This is a genomic window from Alcanivorax borkumensis SK2 (genome assembly GCF_000009365.1).
GTDB lineage: Bacteria > Pseudomonadota > Gammaproteobacteria > Pseudomonadales > Alcanivoracaceae > Alcanivorax > Alcanivorax borkumensis.
Window position 1 is genome coordinate 1,522,489 of sequence record NC_008260.1, and the last position, 16,474, is coordinate 1,538,962.

General features: G+C 51.2%; 15 protein-coding genes. 4 read left to right on the top strand and 11 right to left on the bottom strand.

The features are described 5' to 3' along the window. Positions 1-19: 19 nt before the first annotated feature. The 11 genes from hemN to ABO_RS06995 all read right to left on the bottom strand — a co-directional run bounded on the left by hemN (position 20) and on the right by ABO_RS06995 (position 11,362). Positions 20-1,393 (bottom strand): oxygen-independent coproporphyrinogen III oxidase, encoded by a 1,374-nt coding sequence (hemN, locus tag ABO_RS06945; RefSeq protein ID WP_011588624.1) that lies wholly within the window; start codon positions 1,391-1,393, stop codon positions 20-22. A 76-nt stretch (positions 1,394-1,469) separates the two neighbouring features. Continuing rightward, positions 1,470-2,270, bottom strand: coding sequence for a sulfite exporter TauE/SafE family protein (locus ABO_RS06950; RefSeq protein ID WP_011588625.1), 801 nt, complete (start codon positions 2,268-2,270; stop codon positions 1,470-1,472). After that, on the bottom strand, positions 2,245-2,496 hold the full coding sequence (gene ccoS, locus ABO_RS06955; protein ID WP_011588626.1) for a cbb3-type cytochrome oxidase assembly protein CcoS: 252 nt from the start codon (positions 2,494-2,496) through the stop codon (positions 2,245-2,247). Before ccoS ends, ABO_RS06950 begins: the two co-directional genes overlap by 26 nt. Continuing rightward, positions 2,475-4,841: a heavy metal translocating P-type ATPase gene (locus tag ABO_RS06960; RefSeq protein WP_011588627.1), complete on the bottom strand. Its 2,367-nt coding sequence runs from the start codon at positions 4,839-4,841 to the stop codon at positions 2,475-2,477. Before ABO_RS06960 ends, ccoS begins: the two co-directional genes overlap by 22 nt. After that, positions 4,838-5,356, bottom strand: a complete 519-nt coding sequence (locus tag ABO_RS06965) for a FixH family protein (protein ID WP_011588628.1) — start codon at positions 5,354-5,356, stop codon at positions 4,838-4,840. The genes ABO_RS06960 and ABO_RS06965 overlap by 4 nt, the downstream gene beginning before the upstream one ends. Beyond that, positions 5,325-6,734: a cytochrome c oxidase accessory protein CcoG gene (ccoG, locus tag ABO_RS06970; protein ID WP_041704942.1), complete on the bottom strand. Its 1,410-nt coding sequence runs from the start codon at positions 6,732-6,734 to the stop codon at positions 5,325-5,327. The genes ABO_RS06965 and ccoG overlap by 32 nt, the downstream gene beginning before the upstream one ends. A gap of 140 nt (positions 6,735-6,874) precedes the next feature. Beyond that, positions 6,875-7,792 carry a cytochrome-c oxidase, cbb3-type subunit III gene (gene ccoP, locus ABO_RS06975; protein WP_011588630.1) on the bottom strand — a complete coding sequence of 306 codons (918 nt, stop codon included), beginning with the start codon at positions 7,790-7,792 and terminating at the stop codon, positions 6,875-6,877. Beyond that, the gene (locus ABO_RS06980) at positions 7,789-7,956 is read right to left on the bottom strand and encodes a cbb3-type cytochrome oxidase subunit 3 (protein WP_011588631.1); all 168 of its coding nucleotides are present in this window, start codon (positions 7,954-7,956) and stop codon (positions 7,789-7,791) included. Before ABO_RS06980 ends, ccoP begins: the two co-directional genes overlap by 4 nt. Beyond that, on the bottom strand, positions 7,953-8,588 hold the full coding sequence (gene ccoO, locus ABO_RS06985) for a cytochrome-c oxidase, cbb3-type subunit II (RefSeq protein WP_011588632.1): 636 nt from the start codon (positions 8,586-8,588) through the stop codon (positions 7,953-7,955). The genes ABO_RS06980 and ccoO overlap by 4 nt, the downstream gene beginning before the upstream one ends. A gap of 10 nt (positions 8,589-8,598) precedes the next feature. Further along, positions 8,599-10,029 (bottom strand): cytochrome-c oxidase, cbb3-type subunit I, encoded by a 1,431-nt coding sequence (ccoN, locus tag ABO_RS06990; protein ID WP_011588633.1) that lies wholly within the window; start codon positions 10,027-10,029, stop codon positions 8,599-8,601. Between the two features lie 343 nt (positions 10,030-10,372). Then, a complete protein-coding gene (locus ABO_RS06995) occupies positions 10,373-11,362 on the bottom strand; it encodes a zinc-dependent alcohol dehydrogenase family protein (protein ID WP_041704943.1) in 990 nt (329 codons plus the stop codon). Between the two features lie 117 nt (positions 11,363-11,479). On the opposite strand from ABO_RS06995, the gene ABO_RS07000 reads away from it, so the two are divergent. From ABO_RS07000 to ABO_RS14115, 4 genes are all read left to right on the top strand, one after another. Continuing rightward, positions 11,480-12,385: a LysR family transcriptional regulator gene (locus ABO_RS07000; RefSeq protein WP_011588635.1), complete on the top strand. Its 906-nt coding sequence runs from the start codon at positions 11,480-11,482 to the stop codon at positions 12,383-12,385. Positions 12,386-12,541: 156 nt separating this feature from the next. Beyond that, a complete protein-coding gene (locus ABO_RS07005) occupies positions 12,542-13,744 on the top strand; it encodes a tyrosine-type recombinase/integrase (protein ID WP_011588636.1) in 1,203 nt (400 codons plus the stop codon). Then, positions 13,735-15,849: a tyrosine-type recombinase/integrase gene (locus ABO_RS07010; protein ID WP_011588637.1), complete on the top strand. Its 2,115-nt coding sequence runs from the start codon at positions 13,735-13,737 to the stop codon at positions 15,847-15,849. The genes ABO_RS07005 and ABO_RS07010 overlap by 10 nt, the downstream gene beginning before the upstream one ends. Further along, on the top strand, positions 15,846-16,274 hold the full coding sequence (locus ABO_RS14115) for a DUF6262 family protein (protein ID WP_050731506.1): 429 nt from the start codon (positions 15,846-15,848) through the stop codon (positions 16,272-16,274). Before ABO_RS07010 ends, ABO_RS14115 begins: the two co-directional genes overlap by 4 nt. The last annotated feature ends 200 nt before the right edge of the window (positions 16,275-16,474 follow it).

Sequence of the window (16,474 nt, forward strand, 5' to 3'; positions counted from 1 at the left end):
GCAAATAGTAGAATAAAGGTTAAATAATCCGGCTAAATCGGGTTCTTTGCTCCCTTTGGGTGTAACGGTCAAAAGGCATTACCAATGCACGGCTCACCAAGCGCCCAGTTTCGGTAATGAACAATCGGTCATTCTCAACCGTTACCAGTCCTTGCGCCTCAAACGTTAACCACTCTGTAAGTGCATCGACGAAATAATCCGCAAAATTGATGCCCCATGTGTCACCAAACTGAAGCATGTCAACGGATAAATCACAGAGTAATTGAATAATTAACGCGCGACGAATCTGGTCGTCGCGATTGAGCATAAAGCCTTTTTCGATTGGCAAAATGCGGTCTTCAAGGCTCGTTTGCCAATCGTCCAAGGCCTTGTGATTCTGAGCGTAGAGGTTACCGATCTGGCTGATGGCGCTGACGCCCAAGCCCAGTAAATCTGCATCCCCATGGAGGGTGTACCCCTGAAAATTACGGTGCAACAGACCATTTTCTTGCGCGATGGATAAGCTATCGTTTTCCAGTGCGAAATGGTCCATGCCAATATACCGATAGCCTTGCTCATTAAGCATTTTTCCCGCTCGGGTCAACATATTCAGCTTCTCTTCCGGATCCGGTAGCGCGTGCTCTTGAATCTGACGCTGAATTTTGAAACGCTCCGGCAGGTGGGCGTAATTATAAAGGGAGATGCGGTCCGGACGAAGAGTTAGCAGTTGCTCCAGAGTACGCGCTAAGCTGGACTCCGATTGCCAAGGAAGTCCGTAAATCAAGTCGGTGTTAATAGAGCGAAAACCGAAATCGCGGCTCCATTCCATGGTGTCACGGATCAGCTCATAGGGCTGCACACGATTGACCGCCTTTTGCACGCGAGGGTCTAGATCCTGTACACCCAAACTAACACGGTTGAAGCCTAGGCCTCGTAGCAAGCCCAAGCGGGATTGATCCACCGTGCGCGGATCAATTTCGATAGCGTAGTCACTGCGTTCATCATCACGAAGGTTAAAGTGGCGGGCCAGGTCATACACCAGCTCAGTTAGCTGGCCATCATCCAAAAAGGTGGGGGTGCCACCGCCCCAGTGCATCTGGGTAACGGGGCGACGGGAGTCCACGTGCACGGCCTTGCGTTGAATTTCCTGCTTCAGTAAACGTAGGTAGTCTGCCGAGCGCGCCTTGTTGGCAGTAATGATGCGGTTACACGCGCAGTAGTAGCAAACACTGCCACAAAAAGGGATGTGGATGTACAACGACAGTGGCCGCCGCGCCGCATTGCCCTCATCCATAGCTTGCCAGAAGTCCTCCTCAGCAATGCCTGAATGAAAGCTCGGAGCGGGCGGGTAAGAGGTGTAGCGTGGACCGGGCCCGCCATGCTCACGAATCAGTGCTTTGTTCCAGCTAACCATGGGCGGCTCCTGTGCTCACATAACCTTGTCTTGGCGGTGATTATCCTCTTGTTGCGGGCGCAGAGTTTGATTCAGATCAAGGGTGTAAATGATGATCGTGATGATGCTCTGAAGCGCCGGCCTCTGTGCTTGGGCCGGGCATAGAATGACCAGAATGACCGCTATGTCCATGTTGGGCCATGAGCCAGGCCTGCCAGAAAAACACTAACGCGAGACAGAAAGTCAGAGCACTGGCAATCATTGGCCAAGCGCCTTTACGAAATCGCTGTAGCTGGGAGGCAAGAACACCAGTAATAGCAACAGGTACGACGGTAATAACACCAAAACAGAGCATCACTAAAGCACCCGCAACAGCCGTTCCCCCCGTGGCTGCAAGTGCCAAGGCCGTGTAGATAAGACCGCAAGGTAAAAAACCCCATAAGGACCCCAACATGAGTGCTTTTACTGGATGATCTATGGGCATGAGCTTGCGAGTAATGGGCTGCAAGCTGCGCCAAAGGCGCTGGCCTATTTTCTCAATACGCTGCAGGAACGCCCCTTTTCCAAGCAAATAGGCGCTTAAAAGAAGCATTAGTACACCAGACAAGATAAGCCCCACTGACATAGATGGACCGGGAAGTTGGCCCAGGAACAGCCCTCCCAGGGCCCCTGCCAATGCACCCAGCACACAGTAAGTTGTCACGCGGCCCAATCCAAACAGCAACTGCCAGCCCCAGAGAGCTACGCCTTGACGACGGGACTCAGGTATGGAGAAGGTTAGCGCACTACTGATGCCACCACACATACCGATACAATGCACAGATCCGGCACTGGCAATAAGGGACGCGCTGGCAATAAGGGGAATGAGCGTATCAATGATCATCGCTAGACTCTGCATTCAACGTGGTGACAGTGTTGCTGTTCATTTTCGTTTCCTGTTCCTGTTCTGGTGTTGGTTTCGCTGTTGAATGTGGGTTGCGCTGCTCCCTATCGTCGAATACGACCCTCCAGGCGGCATTGTCCAAGTCATCAAACTGGTCTTTACGTAGAGCCCAAAAAAGCGCGGCAATGGCTCCGCCAAGAAACAGCAAGGCCAGGGGAATCAATAAGAGGACAATTTCCATCGAGACACCCGCGTGGCGTTAAAAGTAACCAGGAGCGAACTGGCAGACATGCCCAGTGCGGCCATCCATGGGGGGAGCAATCCACTGACCGCAAACGGAATAGCAAGAATGTTGTAGAGCAGCGCCCAAGCCAAATTCTGGCGGATGGTGCGTTGGCACAGCCGCGAAAGGTGCGGTAAGGCAGGAATCCCCTTAAGTGAATCATGGAGCAGGAACATGCCCGCTGCTCGCTGAGCCAAGCTGGTAGCATTTCCGGTGGCCACAGACACCGAGGCCACCATCATCGCTTGGGCATCGTTGATGCCATCACCGACCATCATCTGTGGAGAAATGCTTTGTAAACTTTCCAGCCATTCAGCTTTCTCCTCTGGCCGCTGCTGCCCGCGCCTTTCTTTTATACCCAGCTGGTCTGCTACAGAAGTTACCGCCTTGTTATTGTCGCCACTGGCGAGCCGAGCAGTAATGCCGGCATCGGCAAGAGCCTTAATTACCATCGGTGCTTCTTGGCGAACTGGATCTTGCATCCATACGTAAAGTTGTACTTCGTTATCGCAAAGCAGCTGCAGGCAGGTTGTTCCCGGCTTTGCCATGTCCGGAGCGCCGGTAAATCTCCATTGCTGCTGGTTCAACATCCCGGTAACACCGGTATGGTCCGCGTGGATATCCGTCATACCAGCGATGCGAGCATATTGTTGAAATGGCTTGGCTAGCGGATGCGGATTATTCCACTCCAGTGCAGCCACTATCGACAGTAAGTCATCAAGCCCGCGGCTCTTGTCGAGGACTTGGCTATCGACAATACGGAACTGTCCAGCTGTGAGCGTGCCGGTTTTATCAAACAATACGCCTTTTATACTTGCGACTTTTAGTAGTTGCCGTGGTGACGCTACCAAAATGCCCTCGCGCAGTGCTGTCGCCAATGTGGACGACAGTGTAAGTGGGACAGCCAGCGCCAGCGCACAAGGGCAGGTTACTACCAGTACCGCGAGGGTATGCTCAAAGGCTTGAGCAACGCCGGAAGACCAGTGCCATAATAAAGTCGATGCGGCCAGCAAAAGAATCCCGCCTGTAAATAAGGGCGCAATCCGCTGCCAATCACGTACCACCTCGACTCGCTCGTGCTGGGCATGCTCAACCTGCTCGGTGATTTTAGCCACAAGACTTTCTGCCACATTCCCCGAGGCCTCGAGCACAATATTGCCTTCTACCAGCCGGCTGCCCGCGTGTACGGAATCATTAATGCTGTGATTTACTGGTAACGGTTCACCATTAAGGGCAGATTCATCGAACGCTCCGTGTCCGTCTATCAGCGTGCCGTCAACGGGGATGATATCGCCCTGAATAAGCTGCAGACGGTCGCCTTGAGCAACCTGCCGAGCGCTAACCCAATGAGGGTTATGATATTCATCAAGGCGCCGAACGGCTTGGGGCAGGGTGTCGCTAAGGCGTTGATAGGCTTGCTGGATTGTCATTCGCTGGCGCTGCTCAAGCCAGCGGCTGGACAGCAAAAAGAATACAAACATGGCTGCAGAGTCGAAATAAACATGCTCGCCCCCCGTGGCCATCATCACCAGGCTTCCTGTCCAGGCCAGCAGTAGTGCCAACGCAATGGGGGCATCCATAGTTAATCGTGCTTGCCTAATGCCGCGCAGAGCACCCTGGAAAAAAGGCCAACCAGAATAAAATACAACCGGCGTCGCGACTACAAGGCTGGCGAGCCTAAAGACCCATTCGTATAGCGCGTCCTTACCGTCGAAAACACCAATATAAAGCGCAGTGGAATACATCATTGCCTGCATGGCTCCCAGGCCGGCCAAGGCGAGCCGACCCAGTAATTGCTTGTGCGCCCGTTGTTCATCGGCCTTGGTGCGCGGATCGCCGGGCAGAGTGACCCGGTAGCCCAGTGCCTGAACTCGCCTGGCGGTTTGGCTGGGGTCCGCTTCTCCTTGATAATCAACACTGAGTGTCATGTTAGCGAGATTGACACTCGCGCCGAGAACCCCCGGTTGCTGGCTGACTGTTTTTTCAATTAACCAGCTACAGGCGGCACAGGTAAGTCCGCCAAGCTGCAATTTCAGGCGCTGACCTTCAGCGGTGTTGGTAAGGTGTGGTGCGACCAGCTCTGGCACATCGAATAAGGCTTCATCTAATGCTTGGCGCTGATCATCTGGTTGCGGCGCAGCATCCTGGCGCATCTGGTAATAATCATCCAGGCCCAGCCCATAAATGGTCTCAATGGCAGCAGCACAGCCAGGGCAACAAGCGTCGTGATCGCCATCCGGGGTTCTTGCAGGAAAGGCGCCCGCAGGCGCTGGATTGCCGCAGTGCCAGCAAGCCGATGTCATGGCGCTGCAGTTTTCCCGAGCGTGAGGTTGCCATCCTGTATTATGACTGTCTGGTATAAACGCCAGTGATCGCCAGGCGCCGTGACAGTAGCTGCGCGGCGTCCCTGATGGGGCAAAGCGCCGTCACCGCGATAAAGAGCTCCCTGCTGGTGATCAAGTTGCAGTGCAACATCCAGCTCGGGAAGGGTGGGGTGACGCAGCGAAACATGCAACATTTCTGGCATGGGCATCGCGGTTTCGCTGGTAAGCCTCGCCTGGACGCTGGCACCTACTTGCGCCAGCTCAAGACGAACCCCAAGGCGTGCAGCAAGGCGTTCTTGCTCCACAGAACGGTTTATACCTCGTCCTTCCTTATACCACTCGTCGACCACTGGCGTATCCGCATTCACAATGGCGATATACAGCAGGGTTAGGCCACCCACCACGGAGGCTGCTGGCAGCAAAATAGCCAACCATAAGTAAGGGTAACGGTACCAGGGGAGTTCATCGCCCCGGGGCAATGAATCGGGATTCATGGCGTTTCTCCAGATCGGGATCGTCAAGGGCGGTGACGATAAACCAGATGGGCGATGACTCCATTTCAACGATATAAGGGTCATAGCTCACGGTCACCGGCAAAGACAATGTCTTGCTACCTTCAAGGGTAAATTCAGTGCGGTTGTTCATTTTCAGGCCTTCTGGGCCTTTCATCGTCAAGCGATACCGGTGGGTGCTTTGACTTTTGTTTTGTATTTCCAGCCGATAAATATTCTCTACCTCGCCGCTGCTGGCGGTTCTGTACAACTGATTGCGATCACGAATTACATCCACTTGCAGCGGTACACGGCCATATAAAGTAGCCATGAAGAGGCTACCCATGATCACCAGGATAAGACCGTAACCTATTAAGCGGGGCCTCAGGATGTGTGTTTTCAACCCTTCAAGCGCATTTTCAGTGGTATAACGAATCAGCCCGGGCGGTTTGCCGATGTGCTCCATAACATCGTCGCAGGCATCCACGCAGGCAGCACAGGTAATGCATTCATATTGCAGGCCATCTCGAATGTCGATGCCGGTGGGGCAGACCTGTACGCACATGCCACAATCAATGCAGTCGCCTTTTTCATCAACCACACTCTGTTCACGTTTCTTCGCACCTCGGCCACGAGGCTCGCCCCGTTTTTCATCATAGGAGACAATAAGGGTGTCGCGGTCAAACATGACGCTTTGGAAGCGGGCATAAGGGCACATGTAAAGGCAAACCTGCTCGCGCATAAAGCCTGCATTACCGTAGGTCGCCACGGTAAAGAAACCAACCCAGAACAATTCCCAGCCGCCCCAACTGAAACTAAAGAGTCGGGTAATCAGGTCCGTGATAGGGGAGAAGTAGCCTACAAAGGTGATGCCTGTAAGCAGGGCAAGTATCAACCAGAGAACGTGTTTGCTGCCCCGGCGAATAATCTTACTCGTCGTCCAAGGGGCATTGTCCATCTTGATACGACTATGGCGATCACCCTCGCACCAAAATTCGATCCACTGGAAAAAGCGGGTCCAAGTTGTCTGTGGACAGACATAGCCACAGTAGACGCGGCCGGCCAAGACTGTCACAAAAAACAGTGCAAATGCAGCCAGAATCAAAATCCAGGAAAGCAACAGGAAGTCTTGCGGCCAGAAGCTAGCACCAAAGATACGGAACTGACGGCCAGGCAGATCAAATAGCACGGCCTGCTGCCCATTCCAGCGGACCCAGGGCAAAATCAGATATAGGCCCATGGTCGCCAAAATGGTGACATCACGGATAAATTGAAATCGCCCAGATACGGACTTGACCTGAATACGCTCACGTTTGCTGTACAGACTTACGCTGCCGCCATCAGTGGCATCAGTGACCTTGATTCTCTTAGGGTCCGACATCACGACTCTCCGCTAACACCCATTTGCTCCCACCCTGCCATTGTCCATTCGCTGATAATGAGTGGCCGCCAGGGGGAGGGCGCCAACGGCAATCCGCTGGCGGCGTTCTGTTTTCTGCTCCGGTCGAAACCGAGGAGTGGTTACTGCACGCTCTCAGTGTTCTGAGAGAGGCTATACACATAGGCAGCAATCACATGAATCCGCTCTTCGCTGAGCTGGTTTTCATGGGCTGGCATATTCCCCGAGCGACCGTGACGGATGGTGTATTCGATATCCTCCAGGCGTGGGCCGTATAACCAGGTCGTGTCAGTCAGGTTTGGTGCGCCCATCATGATGTTGCCTGTGCCATCTTGGCTGTGGCAGGCCGCACACATAGCAAACTTGGGCTTAGCGCGCTCAATCGCGGCGGCTTTCTGACTATCCTTGGCAAGATCCGGGCGACTAAGGCTCTGTACATACAGTGCCATGTCCCGAACAGCTTCATCGGTATTGCCTATCGCTGCCGCCATAGGGGGCATCGCGGCCTTTCGTCCTTTAGTGATGCTCGTTACGATTTGATCGGGCTGGCCACCATACAGCCAGTCGTTATCGGTTAAGTTCGGATAGCCTTTGGCGCCACGGGCATCTGAACCATGACAAATGGCGCAGTTGTTAGCGAATAAACGCCCCCCAACACCAAGAGCCTCCGGGTATTGCACCAGCTCTTCAATAGGCATTTGGGCATATTGCTGGAACAGCGGCCCAGTACTTTTTTCCATGACAGCCACTTCTTTCTGATACTGATTGTCACTAGTCCAGCCCAGAATGCCGTCGAATTTACCAAAGCCAGGATACAGCACCAGATACACAGCCGAGAAAATCAGTGTGCCAATAAACAGAAATAACCACCAACGCGGCAGGGGAGCATTGCGTTCCTGAATGCCGTCAAAACTGTGCCCAGTGGTTTCCTTGGCCGCTTCTTCTGCGGAAATCTGATTATTCCACAGTAGCAGTGCGGCACAACCCAACAAGTTGGTCACGACAATGGCGATAATGAACCAGCTCCAGAAATCACTCATTGGTCATCCCCCTTGTGCACACTTTTTGTTGCTCTTTCATCCGCATCCAGCGCGATATAACTGAGTTTTTCGTAGTCTTTTTTGCGACTGGGCCGATACACCCATAAAGTCATGGCGATAAAAGCTAAGAAGAACACCAGAGTAAACAAAGCGTGATAACTCATTGCGCTGCCTCCTTGCGTTCCTGGCCCAATGACAGCAGGTAGGCCACCAGTGCATCTTCTTCTGTGGCATTGCCCCATTCGCCATTAATCTTATTCATCTGCTCAGCAATACCTTCGTCGGTATAGGGAACCCCAAAAGCGTTTTTGAATACTTTTAACTTACGTTCAGTCAGGCTCCAATCTAACGGAGTCTGTTGCAGCCAGGGGTAGGCTGGCATATTCGATTCCGGCACTACCTGGCGCGGGTCGCGTAGGTGCTCACGGTGCCACTGCTCAGTGATTGGCCGCAGCCCCACACGGGCCAGATCGGGCCCGGTACGTTTAGAACCCCATAGGAAGGGATGCTCCCACACGTCTTCACCGGCAACAGAATAGACACCAAAGCGTTCGGTTTCTGCGCGCAATGGCCGCACCATCTGGGTGTGGCACACATGGCAACCTTCACGGATGTAAATATCCCGGCCTTCCATTTCTAGGGCGGTGTACGGCTCCAGCGTTTCCAGCGGTTCAGTGGTCGCTTTTTGCCAGAACAGCGGCACGATTTCGGCCAGACCGCCAAAACTGACCGCGATCAATATCAGCACAATCATGAGGCCGACATTTTTTTCTACTACTTCATGAGCGTTAGACATGTCGTTCTCCTTAGGCCGCCTGTTGCACGTTGTCATCACCGTGGCAATCATTCTCTGCACGGATGGTTTTATAGACATTGAGGGCCATCAAGATCATGCCGCTGAGGAAGATAATTCCGCCCAGCAAACGAATAATGTAGAAAGGATGCCGCTCAACCATTTCCTGAACGAAATTGTAGGTGAGGGTGCCGTCGGTATTCACCGCTCGCCACATTAGCCCCTGCATAATGCCGGACACCCACATGGAGGCAATATAGAGAACCGTGCCGATGGTGCTAAGCCAGAAGTGTGTATTGATCCAGGATATGGAATACATCTGCTTTCGTTCAAAAAGGCGGGGCACCATCACGTAGGTGGCACCAATGGTGATCATGGCAACCCAGCCCAAAGCCCCGGCGTGCACATGGCCAATGGTCCAGTCAGTGTTATGGCTGAGTGCATTCACGGTCTTGATGGCCATCATCGGGCCTTCGAAGGTACTCATACCGTAGAAAGACAGGGCTACAATCATGAAGCGAATGATTGGATCGGTGCGCAGCTTATGCCAAGCCCCAGAGAGCGTCATCATCCCGTTAATCATGCCTCCCCAGCTAGGAGCAAGAAGGACGATAGAGAAAACCATACCAAGAGACTGCGCCCAGTCGGGCAGGGAGGAATAGTGTAAGTGGTGCGGCCCTGCCCACATGTAGACCGCGATAAGAGCCCAGAAATGCACAATAGAAAGGCGATAGGAGTAAACCGGACGTTGAGCCTGAACTGGGATGTAGTAGTACATCATGCCAAGGAAGCCGGCGGTCAAGAAAAACCCTACGGCGTTATGACCGTACCACCACTGCACCATAGCATCGATAGAACCACTGTAGGCTGAGTAGGACTTCATTAGAGAAACCGGCACCGCAAGATTATTGACCACATGCAGTAACGCGATGGCAATAATAAAGGCACCGTAGAACCAATTAGCCACATAAATATGCGAGGTGCGGCGCTTGGCAATAGTGGTAAAGAAGACGGTTGCGTAAGCGAGCCATACCAAGGTGATCAATATGTCGATGGGCCATTCAAGCTCGGCATACTCCTTGGTGGAAGTGAAGCCCATGGGCAGCGTTATGGCAGCAGCAACGATTACCACCTGCCAGCCCCAAAAACTGAAGGCTGCCAGCTTCGGGAACGCTAATACCGCATTACAGGTGCGCTGAACGACATAATAAGATGTGCCCATTAGCGCCGAGCCGCCAAAGGCAAAAATTACCGCATTGGTATGCAGAGGCCGAAGGCGGCCAAAGCTTAGCCAGGGGATATTGAAGTTCAGGGCCGGCCACGCCAGTTGAGCAGCGATGAACACACCCACTGCCATGCCAACAATCCCCCAAACCACCGACATAACTGTGAATTGCCGAATAACTTTGTAGTTGTAATTCGGCGATGCGACAGCATTTTCCATGTGTGTTTCCTTCCGGTTTTTGTGCGAACTGACTGTAACAGGCACAAACGCGGTGCTTTTTGATGCAAGTCAAACCACGCGGCAACGCCCCATGTTTTGGCCTACACCCCTGGCCCTACCATATCAATGCGGTCTATTGCCGCACTTTTGATATGGGAATAACACCATGCTATTTTGTACTAAGCACAATAGCGATAGCGAGTTGGCATTTTTAGGGAGGACATTTTGCCTCACCCCCTCATGCCTCATTGTAATCCCCCCGAAAATTAGTTGATGACGATCCATGGTGAGCACCCGCTCCATACCGCCCACATTTACCTCTCCGGCAAACGACCCTGGACAATCAGCACTCCACTACGACCTTCCCGGTGGCCTGGCCACTGGTCAAACGGTCGTAGGCAAGGCCTACCTCATTGAGGTTGAATCGTTGCTCGTCAAGAAGCGGGAAGAGCGCGCCTTCATCAACAATGGTGGCTAGCTTTGTCAAAATCTGCCCATGGGCTTCACGATGGTGGTCATGCAGCATCGGTATTAGCATAAAGACCACGTGGATGGATAACCCTTTGAAATGAGCCGGATTAAGATCCAGCTCCAGCATGGCAACAGTGGTTACAACCTGGCCATTCAACGCGGCAGCGTCAAAACTGTTTGCCATATTGGCGCCACCCACGGAATCGAATACCACATCAAAACCCGCTCCGTCGGTGTGTGTAGCCACATAATCAGCCACGGCGGCTTTCTTGTAATCCACCGGCGTTGCACCGTAGCCACGGACAATGTCAAACGCCTTGTCGCCGGACACGGTAGTGAACACTTTGGCACCGAAGTGCTTACCCAGCTGCACAGCCACATGACCCACACCACCGGTACCCCCATGAACCAGCAGAGTCTGCCCGGCACTGGCGCCGGCACGCTGCAGCCCTTCGTAGGCGGTTATACCAACCAAGGGCAGGGCGGCGGCTTCGCGCATGGACAAGCGTTTTGGCTTGTGGGCAACCAGGCGAGCATCCGCCGGAATGTATTCAGCCAAAGCGCCTTGTAAATCCGCTAGACCTCCAGCGCAGCCGTAGACTTCATCACCTGAGGTAAAGCTGGTGACTCCGGCACCGACAGACTCAATGGTTCCGGCAAAATCCATACCCAAAACAGCGGGAAGCTCGGGCGAGAGGGGAAACAAATCAGCGCCCATCTGCCGAATCATGGTGTCCACGGTATTAACACTGGTAGCCGCCACGCGGACGATTACTTGCCCGGGCAGGGCTTGCGGGGTATCGATTTGCGCCTGTTCAAACTTGGCTGTTGCGCCATATTGATTGAGAACCATCGCTTTCATGTCTTGCTCCAACTGTCTGGGGATGTTTGCTGTTACGTTGGAGCCACTTTATTATTTCATTTTCTGGCAAAAAATGGGCGATATTAGGTTTCAGTATTCGGATTATGGATATAAACAATGGACACAGAAGGCATTAAGCTCTTTGTTCTCGCCGCAGAAAAGCTCAATATCAGTGCCGCAGGCCGCGAGCTGGGCATGCCTGCGGCGGTGGCCAGCGCCAAGCTGGCAAAGCTCGAAAAGACCGTTGGTGCCGATTTATTAAAGCGCACCACACGCAAAGTGGCACTGTCCGTAGAGGGCGCAGACTTCCTGCCCTATGCCCGCGAAATTCTGGCTCAAGAGAACGCAGCACTGGCGGCGCTGGGATACGGTAACGAAACGGTTTCCGGCAACCTGCGATTCACCGCACCCAGCACCTTCGCACAGCAGTTCATTGTGCCGCTAATCCCTGATTTTCTGGCACTGTACCCGGGAATTAGCCTGGATTTGCGGCTGTCCGACATGGAGCTGGACCTGATACAGGGCAGCTTTGATTTGGCATTACGCAATGCGGTTTTGCCAGAAAGTAATCTACACGCACGTAAGCTCGCAGAAGATCAAAGAATACTTTGCGCTTCATCAGATTACCTCGATAGCCATGGCATACCCGTTAGGCCAGATGATCTGCTGAATCACCAATTGATAGCGTTCAAATCTGCATCCACCATCAAATTGATCGAAGCCGGTGGGAAGAGTGGTGAGTTTAATACACGCGGCCCTGGACACCGACTAACTATAGATGATGGTCTCAGCTATAAAATCGCCACGCACTGCGGTGCCGGTATTGCGATACATTCGTTGTGGAGTGTTCATAAGGAGCTGGCCGACGGCAGCCTGGTGCAGGTGCTACCAGAATATCGAATGGATGCAGAACCCGCATTGTGGTTGGTATATCCCAAATCCAACGTGCTAACGGCTAAGGTGAGGGTGTTTATCGATTTCTTGATAGAACGCATTGGCCTGAATCCGCCGTGGCTGAATTAAAGTAAGCGCATAAACAACTACGCATAATGTATATTATGTTAATATGGACACCATGCATGTCTATGTCCACTATGTACAATATGGGGGTGTGGTTGAGGTTCTGGAAACGGCCAGTCAGTATATGAGCACCTTGTCCACTCTGCATGGAAGCAGCTTGTGCTGGAACTCGTAAAGATCCGATTTGATGATTCTAACTATTCATGGACCGTTGTTGATGAGCACGGAAACCCTGTAGACGACATCCGTGATTGGATTGTGCATCTTGAACAGATCAATCTCTCTCCCAATACAATCCAGGCATATGCACGTCATGTTGCTCGCCTTGGGACTTACCTCCACTCAAATAACAAGGAAATCATCGGGATAACTGTTTCCGACTATGATCGTTTCCTTGAGTGGCTACCTTACTATCTGAACGGTACGGCCGATGTTTCCTCAAATCTTGCCTTTCTTTCTCCTTCATTGGAGCCTGTAGCTAGGCTGAGCCCAACGGTGAACAATCAGGTGCACCTGGCTGTTAAGTCCTTTTATCGCTATTTGACTGGCAGAGAGCCTGCTTTTGCATCAGTCGCTGTCAGCAATCGACATCAGCCTGTAGGCAGCTACAAGCCTTTCCTTGAACACATCAATCAACGTAGAAGTGTCAGGAAGAAAGATCCTTACCTTAAAGGAGATCTGGGGGCCGTAAGGAAGAAAGTAACTGAAAAAAGGATGTCGCCTGAGGCGGTTCTGGAGCTCATAAAGGCATGCAGCCTGGTCCGTGACGCTTTTCTTGTCACCCTCCTCTACAACACCGGAATGCGGATCGGCGAAGCTTTGGGGCTTCGCCATGCTGATGTTGACCTAGCAGACGGCGTTATTTGGGTAATTCCACGATCTGACAACGAAAATGGAGCCAGGGCTAAATCCAAGCGTGCTAGAGCAATCCCTGTAATGCCTTACCTGCTTGAAATGTACGAAGATTATATTACAAGCACAGAATACCTAGCAGCGTTTGAATCAGGGACGGAATATGTGTTCTGTAATGTTAAGAAAGGCAGGATTGGAAAAGCTCTATCTAGAAGCTATGCCGAGAATCTAAAAACGTATTTAATCAAACGTACGGGCTATACATTTACTTGGCACCACTTTCGCCACACACATGCCAGTGAGGCTATCGCTGATGGACACGGGTTGCTAGCCGTCGCTGATCGACTTGGGCATGCCAGCCCTCAAACAACACTCGATTTTTACAAACACCTCTTTAGTAGTGAAGTCCGAAAATTACATCTGACCGGCCCAAGCAAGCTGAAGGAGCGGCTTGATGAATTTATGGAATCTGGCGCGCAATTGACTGAGCGAGGCATTAAATGGATTTAGAGCTGATTTCAAATAATAAAGAAGGCGCTGATTTATATCTGACGCAAATGGAAGCGCGTTTGAATGCTATATCACCAGCACTGGTCCAAGAAAACATATGGAGCAAAACCCTTCTAGAAGAAATTCCCTGTTTTGTGAATGAATATATAGCCGCCCGAAGTCCTATATCATTTGTTGGGATTCCTGAGACTCCTTCACTGGAGCTCAAGCTCTACTGGGCCAACCTTTTGTCTGATCCAAGAATGAATTCACAGTCTATAGTTCAAAGAAGAAGGCTCCCAATGAGCTGGCTGATGGAATGCTGCGAAAATACGCTACAAAAATTCGAGGTGACATGCATAGCCGACATCCCGCATCCAGAATTTCCACTAAAAGGCTCAATTGGCCCTAGCAAGAAAGGCCATAACAAAGACCTGATTGCGAGTTTTATATTGTTCGATAAAAAACAGAACCCAAACAGGTCAAAGGTAAAAATAAACTACACCAAGTCAGGTGAGCTGCAGGAAAAGGAATACACCTCCCCTAATATTACTGTTGTCGGGGACTTCCATAAGAAAATAATAATACAGCGCGAGCAGTTTCAAAGCCTAAGAAAACGGAATGTGTTGCTCCTCGATGATTTGTATTCCGAGTATCACGTGAGATATAAGGACCTCCAAAAGCAAAAAAGCAGCTACGTCAATCTATTCCAGTTTCCGGAGTGGTTAAGGGATGCTGTCAGAGAGCATATTCTCGACAAAATCAGTCACGATGAACTCGGACCCAAAACGCTGCCGGGCTATGTTGGGCGGTTTAAGCATTTTAGCAATTTCATGCATGAGACATTCGAGCGGCCATCTCCCAGTTCAATAACGGATGTTCTTATTGGTGATATGTTTGTTGATTGGGGGAACGCAAAAGGCTTGTATGGCAGAAACTGGTATACTGACACACTGGCTATGCTGGCTACAGCAGCCAGGAAGTGGCCTGACATTTGGCCTGGCTTAACTGTTTCAGCTCGATCTTCGAAGAAAATTAAGAATGTGCATTATAAAGAAGGTCTTGGAAGGTTGGGTTATGCGCAGGAAGGCGGTGGCCGTGCTTACTCTCAGAGAATTGTTGATGAGCTCTATTCCGCAGTAAAGCATGCGCCCTCACCTACCCCATGTGTTTTTACTTTGATAATGGGGGCTGGCATGAGATCTGAGGATGGCCATGCCATTTTGTTTGACTGTCTAGATGAAGACCCGAACGACGCAGATTTCATGCTGCTTACATTCTGGCAGAGCAAAGTTAGCAAGTGGAATGTAAAGCCTTTGCACAAGAATAATAAAGACCATGCTCAGATAATTAACGCTATTGAAGAGCAACGGTCTGCAGTTATTAAACGACACGGAAAGAAGACCAAATACCTTTTCCCTGTATTCAATGGCACTCATGAAAGCTTTACATCGCCCACCTACACTATGGGCGAAATAAAAAAACAATGCGTAAGCGCTGGTGTATTGTCTGATGACGGGTCCCCTCTTTCATTTTCCTGGCATCCTCTGAGGCATACCAAAGGCACCTCAATGGCCAAAGATGGCCATGACATATTATCGATTATGATGGAGCTTGGCCATGCCAGTCCTGACATGGCCACCGTATATATAAACAACCGGCTTGAGCTCAAGAAAAAAGCTCTTCTGCAAAATGGCGGCGGCCGCTTTTACACAATTGAAGGGGAGGTAGATGAAAGCGTAGCCAACCTCCTCGTAAGAAAAGGTCAGATAAGAGCTACACGGGTGTGTGGCGGGGCTTGCACTATGCCTGCTCAAATTGGTGATTGGTGTGAGCATGCGAATGCTTGCTATACATGCAAACATTACCGCGCTGACGCCAAAGATGTAGATTTCTTTAAGAATGAGAAAGGCGCAGTAATTAATCTGATTGAAGAGCAGCAAGAAGAGCTTGTGGCTTTGCAGGAGAATCAGCAAAGTCGTATGTCTGAAATTACAGGCCGCAGACTTGCTAAAAACAAGGAAATATACAAGCGGCTTAATGACATAGTTTCTTCGATTGAAGCTGATGGCCAGTATCAAGGTCGTGAGCAACAAGCGCGCAAAACCTCACTGGAGGATAAATGAGTGAAGACAACCTTGATGGTTTGCGTCAGGCCAGGGATGAGCGCAGCCTTCAAAAGCGTAGAGCCGTCGAGCAAGCGGTTGATCAATTGAAGCAGAGCAATGAAACGATCACATTTAAAGCTGTTGCCAAGCTGGCTGGTGTAAGCCGACAGTATCTTTACAACAACTTTAAAGACCAGATTTCTAGTATGAGGGAGGGAGACCGGGCTTCGAGCGTAAAAATTGATAATGTCACCGTTCCAGCTAGAACACCCGAGGAGTCTCGGCATGTTGAAGCCCTGCTGAGAAACAAGATAGATCGACTAAAAAAAGAACTTGGCTCTGTTCGGCATGAGAATTCCAGGCTTAAACAAGCGCTTGAAAAAGAGCGAGGGAAGTCTGAGCATTTTCGGAAAAATTGGATAAATTCAAGAGGTAAGCAATAAATTGATAAGTGCCAATTTTTGAAGCCGCCCAAAATTTGTTCCTTGCTGGTTTTGAGCGTAGAAAGCCTGCCGGCCAGTTTATCTTGGCCGGCAGGTTAATCACGAATAAGGCTTTGCTTGCCCTACTTGCCCTTGGAATGCGGAACGAGAACCTCGGCAGAACCGAAGCCTACATTACCGTTTTCGTCCGTTGCACGATA

What these genes read in the sequence shown, in the direction of transcription:
- hemN (WP_011588624.1), bottom strand. Translation starts at nt 1,393, where the DNA reads ATGGTTAGCTGGAACAAAGCACTGATTCGTGAGCATGGCGGGCCCGGT.
- ABO_RS06950 (WP_011588625.1), bottom strand. Translation starts at nt 2,270, where the DNA reads ATGCAGAGTCTAGCGATGATCATTGATACGCTCATTCCCCTTATTGCC.
- ccoS (WP_011588626.1), bottom strand. Translation starts at nt 2,496, where the DNA reads ATGGAAATTGTCCTCTTATTGATTCCCCTGGCCTTGCTGTTTCTTGGC.
- ABO_RS06960 (WP_011588627.1), bottom strand. Translation starts at nt 4,841, where the DNA reads ATGACATCGGCTTGCTGGCACTGCGGCAATCCAGCGCCTGCGGGCGCC.
- ABO_RS06965 (WP_011588628.1), bottom strand. Translation starts at nt 5,356, where the DNA reads ATGAATCCCGATTCATTGCCCCGGGGCGATGAACTCCCCTGGTACCGT.
- ccoG (WP_041704942.1), bottom strand. Translation starts at nt 6,734, where the DNA reads ATGTCGGACCCTAAGAGAATCAAGGTCACTGATGCCACTGATGGCGGC.
- ccoP (WP_011588630.1), bottom strand. Translation starts at nt 7,792, where the DNA reads ATGAGTGATTTCTGGAGCTGGTTCATTATCGCCATTGTCGTGACCAAC.
- ABO_RS06980 (WP_011588631.1), bottom strand. Translation starts at nt 7,956, where the DNA reads ATGAGTTATCACGCTTTGTTTACTCTGGTGTTCTTCTTAGCTTTTATC.
- ccoO (WP_011588632.1), bottom strand. Translation starts at nt 8,588, where the DNA reads ATGTCTAACGCTCATGAAGTAGTAGAAAAAAATGTCGGCCTCATGATT.
- ccoN (WP_011588633.1), bottom strand. Translation starts at nt 10,029, where the DNA reads ATGGAAAATGCTGTCGCATCGCCGAATTACAACTACAAAGTTATTCGG.
- ABO_RS06995 (WP_041704943.1), bottom strand. Translation starts at nt 11,362, where the DNA reads ATGAAAGCGATGGTTCTCAATCAATATGGCGCAACAGCCAAGTTTGAA.
- ABO_RS07000 (WP_011588635.1), top strand. Translation starts at nt 11,480, where the DNA reads ATGGACACAGAAGGCATTAAGCTCTTTGTTCTCGCCGCAGAAAAGCTC.
- ABO_RS07010 (WP_011588637.1), top strand. Translation starts at nt 13,735, where the DNA reads ATGGATTTAGAGCTGATTTCAAATAATAAAGAAGGCGCTGATTTATAT.
- ABO_RS14115 (WP_050731506.1), top strand. Translation starts at nt 15,846, where the DNA reads ATGAGTGAAGACAACCTTGATGGTTTGCGTCAGGCCAGGGATGAGCGC.